Origin of the sequence: Trinickia acidisoli (genome assembly GCF_017315725.1) — a bacterium.
GTDB classification, from domain to species: Bacteria; Pseudomonadota; Gammaproteobacteria; order Burkholderiales; family Burkholderiaceae; genus Trinickia; species Trinickia acidisoli.
Window position 1 is genome coordinate 1,608,472 of sequence record NZ_JAFLRG010000001.1, and the last position, 15,826, is coordinate 1,624,297.

Annotated in this window: 15 protein-coding genes; 13 read left to right on the forward strand and 2 right to left on the reverse strand. The window is 63.6% G+C overall.

The features are described 5' to 3' along the window. The first annotated feature begins 33 nt into the window (after positions 1-33). Entirely contained in the window at positions 34-1,695 is a 1,662-nt protein-coding gene (gene aceF, locus J3485_RS07485) for a dihydrolipoyllysine-residue acetyltransferase (RefSeq protein ID WP_206951877.1), read from the forward strand. 26 nt (positions 1,696-1,721) lie between these two features. Next, positions 1,722-3,497, forward strand: coding sequence for a dihydrolipoyl dehydrogenase (gene lpdA, locus J3485_RS07490; protein ID WP_206951878.1), 1,776 nt, complete (start codon positions 1,722-1,724; stop codon positions 3,495-3,497). A gap of 201 nt (positions 3,498-3,698) precedes the next feature. On the opposite strand, the gene J3485_RS07495 is transcribed toward lpdA, so the two are convergent. Beyond that, positions 3,699-4,280, reverse strand: a complete 582-nt coding sequence (locus J3485_RS07495; protein ID WP_206951879.1) for a phasin family protein — start codon at positions 4,278-4,280, stop codon at positions 3,699-3,701. 633 nt (positions 4,281-4,913) lie between these two features. Between J3485_RS07495 and pbpG the strand changes: the two genes are divergently transcribed. Beyond that, positions 4,914-6,083, forward strand: a complete 1,170-nt coding sequence (gene pbpG, locus J3485_RS07500; protein ID WP_206951880.1) for a D-alanyl-D-alanine endopeptidase — start codon at positions 4,914-4,916, stop codon at positions 6,081-6,083. Positions 6,084-6,212: 129 nt separating this feature from the next. On the opposite strand, the gene J3485_RS07505 is transcribed toward pbpG, so the two are convergent. After that, complete coding sequence (locus J3485_RS07505) at positions 6,213-7,031, reverse strand: IclR family transcriptional regulator (protein ID WP_206951881.1); 819 nt, start codon at positions 7,029-7,031, stop codon at positions 6,213-6,215. A gap of 176 nt (positions 7,032-7,207) precedes the next feature. On the opposite strand from J3485_RS07505, the gene J3485_RS07510 reads away from it, so the two are divergent. The 10 genes from J3485_RS07510 to hscA all read left to right on the forward strand — a co-directional run bounded on the left by J3485_RS07510 (position 7,208) and on the right by hscA (position 15,821). After that, positions 7,208-7,936, forward strand: a complete 729-nt coding sequence (locus J3485_RS07510) for a (Fe-S)-binding protein (protein WP_206951882.1) — start codon at positions 7,208-7,210, stop codon at positions 7,934-7,936. A 39-nt stretch (positions 7,937-7,975) separates the two neighbouring features. Next, positions 7,976-9,388 carry a LutB/LldF family L-lactate oxidation iron-sulfur protein gene (locus J3485_RS07515; protein WP_206951883.1) on the forward strand — a complete coding sequence of 471 codons (1,413 nt, stop codon included), beginning with the start codon at positions 7,976-7,978 and terminating at the stop codon, positions 9,386-9,388. Between the two features lie 163 nt (positions 9,389-9,551). After that, the gene (locus J3485_RS07520) at positions 9,552-9,803 is read left to right on the forward strand and encodes a hypothetical protein (RefSeq protein ID WP_206951884.1); all 252 of its coding nucleotides are present in this window, start codon (positions 9,552-9,554) and stop codon (positions 9,801-9,803) included. 88 nt (positions 9,804-9,891) lie between these two features. Further along, the gene (locus tag J3485_RS07525; protein WP_206951885.1) at positions 9,892-10,377 is read left to right on the forward strand and encodes a low molecular weight protein-tyrosine-phosphatase; all 486 of its coding nucleotides are present in this window, start codon (positions 9,892-9,894) and stop codon (positions 10,375-10,377) included. A gap of 119 nt (positions 10,378-10,496) precedes the next feature. Then, entirely contained in the window at positions 10,497-11,027 is a 531-nt protein-coding gene (gene iscR / locus J3485_RS07530; protein ID WP_206951886.1) for a Fe-S cluster assembly transcriptional regulator IscR, read from the forward strand. A gap of 80 nt (positions 11,028-11,107) precedes the next feature. After that, a complete protein-coding gene (locus J3485_RS07535) occupies positions 11,108-12,331 on the forward strand; it encodes an IscS subfamily cysteine desulfurase (protein WP_206951887.1) in 1,224 nt (407 codons plus the stop codon). A gap of 44 nt (positions 12,332-12,375) precedes the next feature. Further along, the gene (gene iscU / locus J3485_RS07540) at positions 12,376-12,795 is read left to right on the forward strand and encodes a Fe-S cluster assembly scaffold IscU (RefSeq protein ID WP_206951888.1); all 420 of its coding nucleotides are present in this window, start codon (positions 12,376-12,378) and stop codon (positions 12,793-12,795) included. A gap of 13 nt (positions 12,796-12,808) precedes the next feature. Next, complete coding sequence (iscA, locus tag J3485_RS07545) at positions 12,809-13,132, forward strand: iron-sulfur cluster assembly protein IscA (protein WP_115534432.1); 324 nt, start codon at positions 12,809-12,811, stop codon at positions 13,130-13,132. A gap of 147 nt (positions 13,133-13,279) precedes the next feature. Then, positions 13,280-13,807, forward strand: a complete 528-nt coding sequence (hscB, locus tag J3485_RS07550) for a Fe-S protein assembly co-chaperone HscB (RefSeq protein ID WP_206951889.1) — start codon at positions 13,280-13,282, stop codon at positions 13,805-13,807. Between the two features lie 148 nt (positions 13,808-13,955). Then, positions 13,956-15,821 carry a Fe-S protein assembly chaperone HscA gene (hscA, locus tag J3485_RS07555; protein ID WP_206955699.1) on the forward strand — a complete coding sequence of 622 codons (1,866 nt, stop codon included), beginning with the start codon at positions 13,956-13,958 and terminating at the stop codon, positions 15,819-15,821. Positions 15,822-15,826: the final 5 nt, after the last annotated feature.

Here is a 15,826-nt window from a genome sequence, read left to right on the forward strand (position 1 = left end):
GCGCGCCTTGCGCGTGCCCTGGAGACACGAACAATGAGTGAAGCGATCGAAGTCAAGGTGCCGGACATCGGCGACTACAAAGACGTGCCCGTCATCGACATTCTCGTGAAGGTCGGTGACACCGTCGAAGAAGAGCAGTCCCTCGTCACGCTCGAATCGGACAAGGCGACGATGGACGTGCCAAGCCCGCGAGCCGGCAAGGTCAAGGAAGTGAAGGTCAAGCAGGGCGATTCCGTGTCGGAAGGCACGCTGATCGTGCTGCTCGAGCCGGCCGGCGGCGGTGCGCAAGCCGCCAAACCCGCGCAGGCGAACGGCGCTGCCGCGCCCGCTGCCCCGAGTGCGCCCGCGCAAGCCGCGCCGGCACCCGCGCCGGCCGCGCCCGCGGCGGGCGGCGGGGTGCAAGAAGTGAAGGTGCCCGACATCGGCGACTATAAAGACGTGCCCGTGATCGAGATCGCGGTCAAGGTTGGCGATACCGTCGAGAAAGAGCAGTCGCTCGTCACGCTCGAATCGGATAAGGCGACGATGGACGTGCCGAGCCCGGTGGCCGGCGTCGTCAAGGAAGTGAAGGTGAAGGTGGGCGATTCGGTGTCCGAAGGGACGCTGATCGTCCTCGTGGAAGCGCATGGCGCAGCGGCTGCCCCGGCGGCCCCGGCCAAGAGTATCGAGCCGCCGATCGATTCGCCGCGCGAAGACAGGCCGCATAGCGTGCCGGCGCATCCGTCCGCGCTGGCGCAAGCGCCGGTCATCCCGGCCGGCGAAGGCGGCGCGCGCCGTCCGAGCCATGCCTCGCCTTCGGTGCGCAAGTTCGCGCGCGAACTGGGCGTGGACGTCTCGCAAGTGCAGGGCACGGGGCCGAAGAACCGTATTACCCAGGAAGACGTCACGGCGTTCGTCAAGGGCGTCATGACGGGCCAGCGCTCGATCGCGGCCCCGGCAGCGGCCGCGGGCACCGGCGGCGAACTGAACCTGCTGCCGTGGCCGAAGGTCGACTTCACGAAGTTCGGCCCGATCGATCCCAAGCCGCTCTCGCGCATCAAGAAGATTTCGGGTGCCAATCTGCACCGCAACTGGGTGATGATCCCGCACGTCACGAACAACGACGAAGCCGACATCACCGAGCTCGAAGCGCTGCGCGTGCAGTTGAACAAGGAAAACGAGAAGTCGGGCGTGAAGATCACGATGCTCGCATTCGTGATCAAGGCCGTCGTCTCGGCACTGAAGCAATTCCCGACGTTCAACGCCAGCCTGGACGGCGACAACCTCATCTTCAAGCAGTATTACCACGTCGGATTCGCGGCCGATACGCCGAACGGCCTCGTCGTGCCGGTCATTCGCGATGCGGACAAGAAGGGGCTCATCGAGATCGCGAAGGAAATGGCCGAACTCTCCAAGCTCGCGCGTGACGGCAAGCTCAAGCCCGACCAGATGCAAGGCGGGTGCTTCTCGATCTCCTCGCTGGGCGGCATCGGCGGCACGCACTTCACGCCGATCATCAATGCGCCCGAAGTGGCGATTCTCGGTTTGTCGCGCGGCGCGATGAAGCCCGTGTGGGACGGCAAGCAATTCGTGCCGCGCCTCACGTTGCCGCTTTCGCTCTCGTACGATCACCGGGTGATCGACGGTGCCGCGGCCGCGCGCTTCAACGCCTACCTCGGGGCTCTGCTCGCCGATTTTCGGCGCGTGATCCTTTGATCGTCGACAACAAGAAGGGGACGTGAATGAGTCTCGTTGAAGTGAAGGTGCCGGACATCGGCGATTTCAAGGATGTCGACGTCATCGAGGTCAACATCAAACCCGGCGACGTCATCGAGCAGGAGCAGTCGCTGCTGACGCTCGAATCGGACAAGGCGTCGATGGAAGTGCCGAGCGATGTGGCCGGTACGGTCAAGGAAGTCCGGATCAAGGCCGGCGACAAGGTGTCGCAAGGCACCGTCGTCGCGCTCGTCGAAGCCGCGGCTGCGGCCGATGCGCCCGCTAAGCGCGCGCCGGCGCCGCAACCGGCCGCGGCGGCCTCGTCCGCGGAAAAGGCCGCGGCGGCGGGCCCCGCTGCCGCGCCGCAAGCCGGGCGTTTCTCCGGCTCGGCCGACATCGAATGCGACATGCTCGTGCTCGGCGCTGGCCCCGGCGGCTATTCGGCTGCGTTTCGCTCGGCCGACCTCGGCATGAAGACGGTGCTCGTCGAGCGTTACTCGACGCTCGGCGGCGTCTGCTTGAACGTGGGTTGTATTCCGTCGAAGGCGCTGCTGCATACGGCGCTGATCACCGATGAAGTTGCGGCGCTGGCCGATCACGGCATCACGTTCGGCAAGCCGCAGATCGATCTCGACAAGCTGCGCGCCTTCAAGTCGGGTGTCGTCAAGAAGCTGACGACGGGCCTGGCGGGCATGGCCAAAGCGCGTAAGGTCGAAGTGGTGACCGGCGTCGGCGCGTTCGTCGATCCGTATCACATGGAAGTGCAAGGCGAGGGCGGCAAGAAGATCGTGAAGTTCAAGCAGGCGATCATCGCGGCCGGTTCGCAAGCGGTGAAGCTGCCGTTCATGCCCGAGGACCCGCGCGTCGTCGATTCGACGGGCGCGCTCGAACTGCGGCAGGTGCCGCAGCGCATGCTCGTCATCGGCGGGGGCATCATCGGCCTTGAAATGGCAACTGTCTACGCGACGCTCGGCGCGAAGATCGACGTCGTCGAAATGCTCGACGGCCTGATGATGGGCGCTGATCGCGATCTCGTGAAGGTTTGGCAGAAGTACAGCGCGAAGCACTTCTCGAACTTGATGCTGCGCACGAAGACGGCATCGGCCGAAGCGAAGTCGGACGGCATCTACGTCAAGTTCGAAGGCGAGCAGGCGCCGGCCGAACCGCAGCGCTACGACCTCGTGCTGGTGGCCGTCGGCCGCAGCCCGAACGGCAAGAAGATCGGTGCCGACAAAGCGGGCGTGGCGGTGACGGATCGCGGCTTCATCGAAGTCGACAAGCAGATGCGCACGAACGTGCCGCATATCTTTGCGATCGGCGACGTCGTCGGCCAGCCGATGCTCGCGCACAAGGCCGTGCACGAAGGGCACGTCGCCGCCGAGGTGGCGCACGGAGAGAAGTCGTATTTCGACGCGCTGCAGATTCCGTCGGTCGCCTATACCGACCCGGAAGTCGCATGGGCCGGCAAGACGGAGGACCAGTGCAAGGCCGAGGGCATCAAGTACGGCAAGGCCGTCTTCCCGTGGGCCGCATCGGGCCGCGCGATCGCGAACGGCCGCGACGAGGGTTTCACGAAACTGATCTTCGACGAAGAGACGCATCGCGTGATCGGTGGCGGCATCGTCGGCTTGAACGCGGGCGATCTGATCAGCGAAGTGTGTCTGGCGATCGAGATGGGGGCGGACGCGACCGACATCGGTCGCACGATTCATCCGCACCCGACGCTCGGCGAATCGATCGGGATGGCGGCCGAGCTCTACGAGGGCGTCTGCACGGACTTGCCGCCGCAGCGCAAGAAATGATCTGGGCGTAACGCGTGTTCCGCCGCTTGGCTCGCGAGCCGGCGGCGGGCTCTTTGGTGGCCGTGAGCGTCTTTCTGTGGGCAGCCCCGAGCGAAAAGTCTTCGGTGCGGCATCTCTAGACAATAAAAAACGGCGCGCTCCCCGATGGGAGCGCGCCGTTTTTGTACTTTCGTACGTCGGCGCGGAGCGAGTGCCGAAGTATTAAACTGCCGACTTCTTCGTTGCGGCGGCGCGCGACGCTTGCGAGGCAGCTTGTTGCGCAGCCTTCTGCGCAGCCGTAGCGGCAGCGTTGAAGTTGCTTTCCGCGATTTCGACGGCTTGCTTCGTGGCCTTGTGAACCGTTTCGTACGTCGTGTTCGCCGCGGTGATCGCCGACTTGATGACCGCTACGGCCGTTTCCGAACCGGCCGGCGCGTTCTTCGCGACGTTCTCGACGAGCGCTTGCACCTTGCGGTTTTGCTCTTCGTACTGGGCTTCGGCGACGCGCGCGAATTCAGCTTGCGTGGCCGAGGCGATTTCGTACAGATGGCGGCCGTACGACAACACTTTTTCGGCCACCGGCTGCGTCAGGCTGGCTTGCAGCGCGACGAATTCTTGCGCGTCCTTGACCGACAGCGCACGTTGTGCGTTTTCCTGGCTTTCGGCGATCGTCGACTTGACCACTTGCAGGTTCAGTTCGACAAGCTTTTCGATGCCTTCGAACGCCTTGTTCGTCAGACCGAACAGGGCTTCGAGGTTCGCTTTCTGTGCTGCCGCGAATTGCTCAGGTGTCAGCAGAGTCATGTTTTCGCTCCTGGAGATCGACCTGTTTCGTCAGGTCGAAGATGGTGGAATGGCTAAACTGGCGAGGCGCCTTCTTTGGTCCGACGTGTTTTGTGCGTCGCAACAACGGTTCCCATTTTAGGATGGCCTCAACAAATGTCAAGTATTTTTTGTGCGTCGCACAATTGTCCGAATTTATCGATAAAACAATGCGTTACGCATATTTAGGGACATGAGGGCGGAATCGTTTTCGGTCGTTTTGCCGCGGCGCCGGAGCGGCAAAACGCCAGCAGGGAGCGCCCATCTCCGTCATCGTGCGCCAGCGAGCGGTGATCTGGCGGAAAACGCTGTAAACCGATCGTGAGGCTGGTGCGTTAAGCTGACTTGCTTCGCTGCGCGGGGCGGTTCGAGCCGCAAATCCACGCCGCGTCTGGGTTTCGCGCGAACCATTTCGCTCAAGTTTGGACAAACATCGCCGTTATGCGGTCATGGCCCCACAGGTGAAGCGGCGCTCGCGCAAGAATCGTGCATGACCGACGCTTCCCCAATTTACAAATTGGATCAAGGATGGCCGATAAGTGCTTAATATTGCTAATTTTTCGTAGCTTTACTACACTTGCCGACAACCGTCCGCCACTCCTGCTTCAGACATCAATGAAAATCGCTCTGTTTTCGTCGCTCAACGTGATTCGAGGCGTGGCGCTTGGCACAGTCGTGTCCGCGGTTGCCAGCGCGCTCGCCATTGCGACGCTTGCGGCCCCGGTCGATGCGCTCGCCGCCGAGGCCACGCCGGTTCACCACCCCGTCCACAAGAAACACCTCAAGAAAGAAGAGCATGCGGCCATCTCGAAGGCCGCTGCGAACGCTGCCACGCCGAAGGTTGCGGCGGCCGAGGTGCGGACTCGCGACAGGGAGCGCATGGCGCACGAACGCGTGAGGTATACGATACGCGCGCACGTTCGCCATCCGGTCGTGCATCGCGTCGCGTTCGAGCCGCGCTCGCCCACGGCCGGCCAGGCCTTCGGGCTCCAAGAGACGCCTGAAGGCGTCGCGCTGCGCTCGAATGTCGCATTCGTCGTCGATCAGAACACGTCGGAGGTGCTGCTCGACAAGAACTCGACGTTGGTCGTGCCGATCGCGTCGATCACGAAGCTGATGACGGCAATGGTCGTGCTCGATTCGAAGATGCCGCTGACCGATCAAATCGAGGTGACCGACGACGATCGCGATTTCATCAAGCACACGGGCTCGCGCCTGCACGTGGGCTCGGTGCTCTCGCGCGAGGACATGCTGCATATCGCGCTGATGGCGTCTGAGAACCGTGCCGCCGCTGCGTTGTCGCGCTACTACCCGGGCGGCCGTCCGGCGTTTATCGAGGCGATGAACGCGAAGGCCAAGGCGCTCGGCATGAACGCTACGCACTTCGAGAGCCCGACCGGGCTGACGAGTCAAAACGTGTCGACGGCACGCGATCTCGTCAAGATGATCAACGCGGCGTATCAGTACCCGCTGATCCGCAAGTTCTCGACGGACCGCAGCTACGACGTCTACCCGGGCAAGGGCGAACTGGCCTACAACAGCACGAATGCGCTCGTGCGCAACCCGACGTGGGACATCGGTCTTCAGAAAACGGGCTTCATCAACGAGGCCGGCGAATGCCTCGTGATGCAAGCGATGATCCACGGCCGCCCGATGATCATGGTGCTGCTCGATTCGACCGGCAAATACTCTCGATTTGCCGACGCGACGCGCTTGCGCAAGTGGCTTGACGATTTCGGCGGGCAGCGCATGACGAGCGCCGACGCTGGCGGACGCGGCACCTGAGATCGGACCGCGCCACGGCGCGCTCGATTCGAACCTCCGCAGGAACGAAAAGCCCCGCCTAGAGCGGGGCTTTTCGTCGTCGGATGAAGGTGCGTGAGGGTAGGTGAAGGCCCGCGCTTGCGTTGCTGCTCAGTGCGCGCCCGATTTGCGGTGGTGAGGGTCTGCGGCGGCTGCCGCCTCGGAGTGGTAGCCGAGGGATTCGGAAATGACGAGGGCCGTGCTGCTCAGTTGGCCGAGCCACGAGTCTTGCAAACGATCGGCCGGCGCTGACAGCGACAAGCCCGCGACCAGTTTGCCGGTATCGTCGTAAATGCCGGCGGCGATGCAGCGTACGCCGAGTTCGAGCTCTTCGTTATCGCGCGCGCAAGCCTGTTGGCGCACCTGCGTGAGTTCGCGCTCGAGCCGGGAAATGTCGGTGATGCTGTTTTGAGTGTGGCCCGACAGCCCCGTGCGCATGGCATAGGCGCGGACGCGCGTGGCTTCGTCTGCTGCCAGAAACAGCTTGCCGACCGAGGTCAGGTGCAGTGGCGCGCGCCCGCCGATCGCCCGCACCACCTGCATTCCCGAGCGCTCGGAGTAGGCGCGCTCGATATAGACGATCTCGTCGCCTTGCCGTACCGACAGATTGACCGTTTGCCCGGTCATGCGGTGCAGTTCGCGCATCGGCGCGAGCGCCGCGTCGCGCACCGACAGGCGCGCCTTGACCAGATTGCCGAGCTCGAGCAACCGCATACCGAGGCGGTAGGTGCCCGGGTCGGAGCGGTCGACCAAACGGCAAGTCACCATATCGTTGAGGATGCGGTGCGCCGTCGACGGATGCAGCTCGGTGCGCAGCGCGAGCTCTTTGAGGCTGACCGGATCGGTATGGGCAGCCAGAGCATCGAGCAGGCGCATCATGCGTTCGATCACCTGGATCGACGTTTTGGAGCCCGGATTCGTCTCGCTCATTGGAAATCGATTGACACGGCAATTAATGGATAACCCATTGTATCTCGTATTGTGAAAAAAGCGAACGCTGTTTGAACGCGTCCTCGGATGGTCGGTCCGCAGTTTTTTCGACTTTTTCCGTCGCCCGTTGGCGCAAACGACGGATAATCGACCCGTTTCGTTCACTTGTGGCCGCCATGCGAGTCGGACTGTTCGTTACTTGTCTCATTGACCTGATGCGCCCGGAGATTGGGTTCTCCGTCATCAAGCTGCTCGAACAGGCGGGCTTCGAGGTCATCGTGCCGCCGGCGCAAACCTGCTGCGGGCAACCGGCATACAACTCGGGGGAGCGACGCGTCGCTCGCGACCTCGCCGAAAAAATGCTGCGCGAGTTCGAGCAGTTCGACTACGTGGTGGTTCCCTCCGGTTCGTGCGGCGGGATGATTGCCGCGCACTATGGGGACCTCTTTCGCGACGATCCCGAACTGATGGGCCGCTACGAACGGCTGCGCGCGCAAGTCTACGAATTGACCGATTTCCTCGTCAACGTCGCGAAGGTGCAACTCGAGCCCGGTTCGTTCGTGGGCCCGGTGACCTACCACGATTCCTGCTCGGGGCTGCGCGAACTCGGCGTGAAGGCGCAGCCGCGCGCGCTGCTCGCGCAGCGCGGCGTGGCCGTGACGGAAATGAAGGATTGCGAGCACTGCTGTGGCTTCGGCGGTACCTTCGCGGTCAAATACGGCAATATTTCGACGGCCATCGTTGACGAGAAATGCGCCAATGTCCAGGCGAGCGGCGCAGGCTGCGTCGTGCTTGGCGACCTCGGCTGCATCCTGAACATCGAAGGGCGGTTGCGCCGCACCGGCGACACCACGACGCGCGTGCTGCATATCGCTCAAGTCCTGGCCGGCGACGCCGACCGCTGAGCCGCGCCGCTCAAGTCCACCGAACCGATCGGGCCCTCCATGCAAGTTCAATCGATGCACTTCAAGGCGCGCGCAAAAGATAGCCTTGCCAATCCGCGTTTGCAGCAGAACCTGCAGAAGCTGTCGACGAAGTTCGTGTCGGCGCGGGCCACTGCGATGCATGCGATCGATTTTCCCGCGACGCGCGCGGAATTGAAGGCGCGCCGCAATCGGGCGCTCGAGAATCTCGACGTGTGGCTCGAAACGTTCGAGCGCGAGGCCGCCCGCCGCGGCACCACGGTGCTCTACGCCGAAACGACGCGCGATGCGGCGCGGCTCGTGGCGGACATCGCGCGCAAGCACGATGTCAAAAAGGTCATCAAGACGAAATCGATGGTGTCGGAGGAAATGCGGCTCAACGCCGTGCTCGGCGAAATGGGCGTGCAGTCGATCGAAACCGATCTTGGCGAATACATTCTTCAGATCAACGACAACGAGCCGCCGAGCCACATCATTGCGCCCGTCGTGCACAAGGACAAGGAAGAAATCGCGGATTTGTTCGCGGCCACGCACGGTCGCGCGCGGCTCACCGAGATTCCCGACATGACGCGCGAGGCGCGCGAGGTATTGCGTCCGCACTTCTTGTCCGCCGATATGGGCGTGACGGGCGGCAATTTTCTCATCGCCGAGACGGGCTCGGTCGCGCTCGTCACGAACGAGGGCAACGAGGGGATGTGCACCGTGATGCCGCGCGTGCACGTGGCCGTCACCGGGATCGAAAAGGTGCTGCCGACGCTCGAGGATCTCGCGCTGGCGATGCGGCTGTTGCCGCGCAGCGCCACGGGGCAAACCACGTCCAATTATTTTTCGTTGCTGACGGGCCCGCGCGGCGAAGGCGATCTCGATGGGCCCGAGCACATGTACGTCGTGCTGGTCGACGGCGGGCGTACGGGGCTGATCGGTGGCGCGTTCCAGGAGATGCTGCGCTGTATTCGATGCGGTGCATGCATGAATCACTGCCCCGTCTATCAGAAAGTCGGCGGCCATGCCTACGGCTGGGTCTACCCGGGGCCGATGGGATCGGTGCTGACGCCGAGCTATGCCGGCCTCGACAAGGCGCTCGACTTGCCTCAAGCGGCGACGCTGTGCGGCGAATGCAATGCCGTCTGTCCCGTGGGCATTCCGCTGTCGGATCTGCTGCGCAAATTGCGCGAAAAGCAGGTCGAGCGGCGCTTGCGGCCGGCGTCGGAACGGGCGGCACTGGCCATTTGGGGCTTCGTCGCCATGCGGCCGGCACTCTACCGGCTCGTCACGAAGCTCGCCGTGCGCGTGCTCGAACGCGCCGGCGGGAGTCGCCGCTCGATCGCGTATCTGCCGTTCGGCCAAGGCTGGACGTCGACGCGCGAGATGCCGGCGCCGGTCGGCCGCACGTTTCGCGAGTTGTACGCGGCACAGCGCAGTCATCAGGGTTGAGCGCCCTCGACCTCAAGCACAGCAGCGTGCGATTGTTTATCGGCACGCAACGCTGAATTCACTATTCGCGTCTTTGTCTCGATAGATATCGTTTATAGAATACGTGTCATGAATGGGAGCGGGTGCGCCATCGGCGCGTACCCGCCAAGACAGGGGCACGGCTATGAGAACGACCAAATCGGGCTATTTCTCCAATTTTTCCAGCTATTGGCCCGTGGCGCTTGCGCTGGCGTTGATTGCCGCCGCCATGCTGCATGCCTACGGCGGCAGCGCTGCGCCGCGCGAGCCGCTGGCGGCCGATCAGGTGACGGCGGAGCTGGCGCGCACGGTGTCGTACGGGTTGATCGATTCGGTGTCCGTGCACGCGGCGTCGGCTGTGCGCCATGTTGCGTCGCCGACGGCACAGGCGTCGTGAGGGGTGCAGCCCGATATAATGGCGGATTAGGCCGTTCGGCCAGCGCGTTTCGAATCGCGCGCGCTGGCCGGCCTTTCGCGTTCGATCGATGAAAACTGTTTCTATTTGTTTCGTTTGTCTCGGGAATATCTGCCGCTCGCCCACGGCGGAGGCGGTCATGCGTGCCCAGGTCGAAGCGGCGGGCCTCACCGAGCGGATCTTGATCGATTCGGCGGGCACCGGCAACTGGCACGTCGGCACGGCGCCCGACGAGCGCGCGCAGAGGGCGGGGCGCTTGCGCGGCTACGATTTGTCGCCGCTGCGAGCACGGCAAGTGGCTGCGCTCGACTTCGACCGTTTCGATTTTCTGCTGGCGATGGACGAAGCCAACCTCCGCAATTTGCAGAAGATCTGTCCACCCGGGCGCCGCGAACGCGTGCGTCTATTGATGGCGTTCGCGCCCGAGGGCGGGAGCCGCGAGGTGGCCGATCCCTACTTCGGCGGTGGCGAAGGCTTCGAAGTCGTCCTCGATCAGTGCGAGGCGGCTTGCCGGGGTTTGTTGGCGTACCTGCAAGCGCAGCTTGCCCAGGAGTAGCCGGCGTGTGCGTTCAGTCCGGAACCAATAACCTAACCGACGAAGGGGGGATACTTGACTAAAAATGTCATGTATTTATACTTGACCAAAATCGTCGAGAATTCGGGTTCCCCGTCCCTATGAGACTCACCACGAAAGGCCGTTTCGCCGTTACGGCGATGATCGATCTGGCCCTGCGCCAGGAGCAAGGTCCGGTGACGCTCGCCGGTATCAGCCAGCGTCAGCGCATCTCGTTGTCCTATCTCGAACAATTGTTCGGGAAGCTGCGTCGCCATGAGATCGTCGAATCGGTGCGTGGGCCCGGTGGTGGTTACAACCTTGCCCGCCGTGCGCAGGAAGTGACGGTGGCGGACATCATCATCGCCGTGGATGAGCCGCTCGACGCCACGCAGTGCGGCGGCAAAGGGTCGTGCGAGGGCACGAAGCAGCACGACGGCCACTGCATGACGCACGAGTTGTGGTCGACGCTGAACCAGAAAATGGTCGAGTACCTCGATTCCGTCTCGCTGCAAGATCTCGTCGATCAGCAGCGCGCACGCGAGGGCTCGCCTAGCGTGCTGCGCGACAGGCGCAGCGAGAGCGCGGCCGCCGAGGCGGCACGCGTCGTGCCGAAAGGGCCGAATTCCGTATTCAACATTGCGAGTTCGTGACGGCGGCGCCAGAGCATAGAGCGCGCGAGTCGAACGAACCGCATGAACGACGAGCTACAACGATTTCCCCGGAGCCATTGATGACTAACGAGATGCCCCACCTGCCCATTTATATGGACTACAGCGCGACGACCCCCGTCGACCCGCGCGTGGTGGACAAGATGATCCCGTATTTGCGCGAGCAGTTCGGCAACCCTGCCTCGCGCAGCCATTCGTACGGCTGGGACGCGGAGCGTGCGGTCGAGGAGGCGCGCGAGCAGGTGGCCGCGCTCGTGAACGCCGATCCGCGCGAAATCATCTGGACGTCCGGGGCAACGGAGTCGGACAACCTCGCGATCAAGGGCGCCGCGCACTTCTACAAGAGCAAGGGCAAGCACGTCATCACCGTGAAGACGGAGCACAAGGCCGTGCTCGATACGTGCCGCGAACTCGAGCGTGAAGGCTTCGAGGTCACGTACCTCGACGTCAAGAGCGATGGCCTCGTCGACCTCGACGTCCTCAAAGCAGCGTTGCGGCCCGATACGATTCTCGTCTCCGTCATGTCGGTGAACAACGAGATCGGCGTCATTCAAGACATCGAAGCGATCGGCGAAATTTGCCGTGCCAAGGGCATCGTGTTTCACGTCGATGCGGCGCAAGCGACGGGCAAGATCGAAATCGACCTCAATCGTCTGAAGGTCGACTTGATGTCGTTCTCGGCTCACAAGACGTACGGGCCGAAGGGTATCGGCGCGCTGTACGTGCGCCGCAAGCCGCGCGTGCGCATCGAAGCGCAGATGCACGGCGGCGGCCATGAGCGCGGTATGCGCTCGGGTACGCTGGCGACGCATCAGATCGTCGGCATGGGCGAAGCGTTCCGTATCGCGCGCGAGGATATGGCGACGGAGAACGAACGTATCCGCATGTTGCGCGACCGCTTGCTGCACGGCCTGACGCAGATGGACGAGGTCTACGTCAACGGCGACATGGAGCGCCGCGTGCCGCACAACTTGAACATCAGCTTCAACTTCGTCGAAGGGGAATCGCTGATCATGGCGATCAAGGATGTGGCCGTGTCGTCGGGCTCGGCCTGCACGTCGGCCTCGCTCGAACCGTCGTACGTGCTGCGGGCGCTTGGCCGCAACGACGAACTCGCGCACAGTTCGATCCGCTTCACGGTCGGCCGCTTTACGACGGAACAAGACGTCGATTACGTCGTCAACCTACTCAAGAACAAGATCGCGAAGCTGCGCGATCTGTCGCCTTTGTGGGAAATGCATCAAGACGGCATCGACCTGTCGACGATCAAGTGGGCCGCGCATTGAGCGCCGCGTGAATACAGGCTTCAAACGAATTCAGGAGTTCGATCATGTCTTACAGCAATAAAGTTCTCGATCATTACGAAAACCCGCGCAACGTCGGCTCGTTCTCCAAGGACGACGAAACGGTCGGCACCGGCATGGTCGGCGCGCCGGCCTGCGGCGACGTCATGAAGCTGCAGATCCGCGTGGGCGCCGACGGCGTCATCGAAGACGCGAAGTTCAAGACGTACGGCTGCGGTTCGGCTATCGCCTCGAGTTCGCTCGTCACCGAATGGGTGAAGGGCAAGACGCTCGACCAGGCGCTCTCCATCAAGAACACGCAGATCGCCGAAGAGCTCGCGTTGCCGCCGGTCAAGATCCACTGCTCGATCCTCGCGGAAGACGCGATCAAGGCGGCGGTGGCCGATTACAAGCAGCGTCACGGCGCCGCGCCCGCGGCCGACGAGGCCACGCAGAAAGTCGCGTAAGCGCACCTGAACCATGGCGATCACATTGACCGAAAAGGCCGCGCAGCACGTGCAGAAGTATCTTGTCCGCCGCGGCAAGGGGCTCGGGCTGCGCTTGGGCGTGCGCACGACGGGATGCTCGGGCCTCGCTTACAAGCTCGAGTACGTCGACGACCTCGAACCCGAGGACCAAGTCTTCGAGTGCAATGGCGTGAAGGTTGTCGTCGATCCGAAAAGCCTTGCCTATATCGACGGTACCGAACTCGATTTCGCACGCGAAGGGCTGAACGAGGGGTTCAAGTTCAACAACCCGAACGTGAAGGACGAATGCGGCTGCGGCGAGTCGTTTCGCGTATGACGCAATCCTGCCGCCTCGGGCGGGGCGATAAGGCGGCGCGGGCCGCCTTTTTGTTTCTAGGTGCAGCGGTTGGACGTCGCGCTCACCTGCGCGGCGAATGCGCAGCCGTTCCCTGCCTTGTTTCACGTTAAATCGACGTTTGACTTCATGTCCTCGATCCAAGACAGCCACTTCGATCTATTCCATCTGCCGACACGCTTCGCGCTCGATCTCGAAGCGCTCGAGCACGCTTACCGGACGGTGCAGGCGCAGGTGCACCCGGATCGGTTCGCCGCGGCCGGCGAGGCGCAAAAGCGCATCGCGATGCAGTGGGCCACGCGCGCGAACGAGGCTTATCAGACGCTGCGTGATCCGCTCAAGCGCGCGACGTATCTGCTGTCGCTGCGCGGGGTCGACGTCGGCGCCTCCGAAAACACGGCGATGGAGCCGGCGTTCCTGATGCAGCAGATGGAGTGGCGCGAACGCGTCGAGGATGCGGCCGACGCGAGAAACGTGGGCGCCTTGATGATGCTGCTCGATGAGTTGCGCGACGACGAACGCGTGCGCTTCGAGCGGCTGTCGGTGTTGCTCGATAGCGGCGCGGATCAGCCGGCGGCCGAGGCCGTGCGGCAACTGATGTTTCTGGAGCGCGTTGCCGGTGAAATCGGGCACCAGATCGAGCGGCTAGAGCACTGAGGCCGGGTCGGCATCGAGGGAAGGATCGCCTGAAAAGATCGCCCGAAACCCCTACGAACGATAGGTACAGCACGCTCGGGCTGCGCCTCGCGAGATAATCGACGTGTCCGCCGTGTTTGCGGCGGTGCACGAACCCACACAGACCAGCATGGCCCTACTGCAAATCTCCGAACCCGGCATGGCGCCCGCGCCGCATCAGCGGCGCTTGGCCGTCGGCATCGATCTCGGTACGACGAATTCGCTCGTCGCCGCCGTGCGCAACAGCATTCCCGAAGCGCTGCCGGACGAGCAGGGCCGCGTCCTGTTGCCCTCGGTCGTGCGTTACCTCGAACGCGGCGGCCGCCGCATCGGCCATTCGGCGAAGGCGGAGGCCGTGCTCGATCCGCTCAACACGATCGTGTCGGTCAAGCGTTTCATGGGGCGGGGCAAGCAGGAAGTGGAGGGCGCGGAAAACGCACCGTACGAATTCGTCGATGCGCCGGGCATGGTGCAGATTCGCACGATCGACGGCGTGAAGAGCCCCGTCGAAGTGTCGGCTGAGATTCTCGCGACCCTGCGGCAACGCGCCGAGGATTCGCTTGGCGACGAACTCGTCGGCGCCGTCATCACGGTGCCGGCCTATTTCGATGAGGCGCAGCGGCAGGCAACGAAGGATGCGGCCCGGCTCGCCGGCTTGAACGTCCTGCGTCTGCTCAACGAACCGACTGCAGCGGCGATTGCCTACGGGCTCGACCAAGGGGCCGAAGGACTCTATGCGGTCTATGACCTCGGCGGCGGCACCTTCGATTTGTCGATTCTCAAGCTGACCAAGGGCGTATTCGAAGTGCTCGCGGCCGGCGGCGATTCGGCGCTCGGCGGCGACGATTTCGACCACGTCTTGTTCCGCCATGTACTGGCGCAGGCAGATCTAGCACCGCAAGGGCTCGCGCCCGAAGACGTGCGGTTGTTGCTCGATCGCGTTCGCAGCACGAAGGAGGCACTATCCGCCGCGCCGCAAGCGATCGTCGAGGCGACGCTGGCGGACGGGACGCCGATCGACGTCTCGGTGACCGAAACGCAGTTCGCCGAGCTCGTGCGCTCGCTCGTCGAGCGCACGCTCGTGCCGACGAAAAAAGCGCTGCGCGATGCGAAGATCACGCAGCAGGACGTGAAGGGCGTCGTGCTCGTCGGCGGAGCGACGCGCATGCCGGTGATACGCCGCGCCGTCGAAGCGTTTTTCGGCGCACCGCCGCTGACCAATCTCGACCCGGATCAAGTCGTCGCACTCGGCGCGGCGATTCAGGCCGATCTGCTCGCCGGCAATCGCACCGGCGACGATTGGCTGCTGCTCGACGTGATTCCGCTGTCGCTCGGCGTCGAGACGATGGGCGGGCTCGTCGAGAAGATCATTCCGCGCAACTCGACGATCCCCGTCGCGCGTGCGCAAGAGTTCACGACGTTCAAGGATGGCCAGACGGCTATGGCCATTCACGTCGTGCAGGGCGAGCGCGAACTCGTCTCCGATTGCCGTTCGCTCGCGCGCTTCGAGTTGCGCGGTATCCCGCCGATGACGGCGGGCGCGGCGCGCATTCGTGTGACCTATCAAGTCGATGCCGATGGGTTGCTGTCGGTGTTCGCGCGCGAGCAGCACTCCGGCGTCGAGGCGTCGGTCGTCGTCAAGCCCTCGTATGGCCTAGCCGACGACGATATCGCGCGTATGCTCGAGGACAGCTTCCGCACGGCCGAGATCGATATGCGGGCGCGGGCGTTGCGCGAGGCGCAGGTCGAGGCGCAGCGCATGGTCGAGGCGACGCAGGCGGCACTGGTTGCCGACGGCGAATTGCTGGATGACGACGAGCGGGCGCAGGTCGATGCGACGCTGACGCGGTTGCATGAGACGGCGCAAGGGACCGATACCGATGCGATCGAGTCCGCGACGAAGGCACTCGCGGCGCAGACCGACGAGTTTGCCGCGCGGCGGATGGACAAGGGCATCCGCGCAGCGCTGACAGGCCGCAAGCTCGACGACCTCTAACAGGC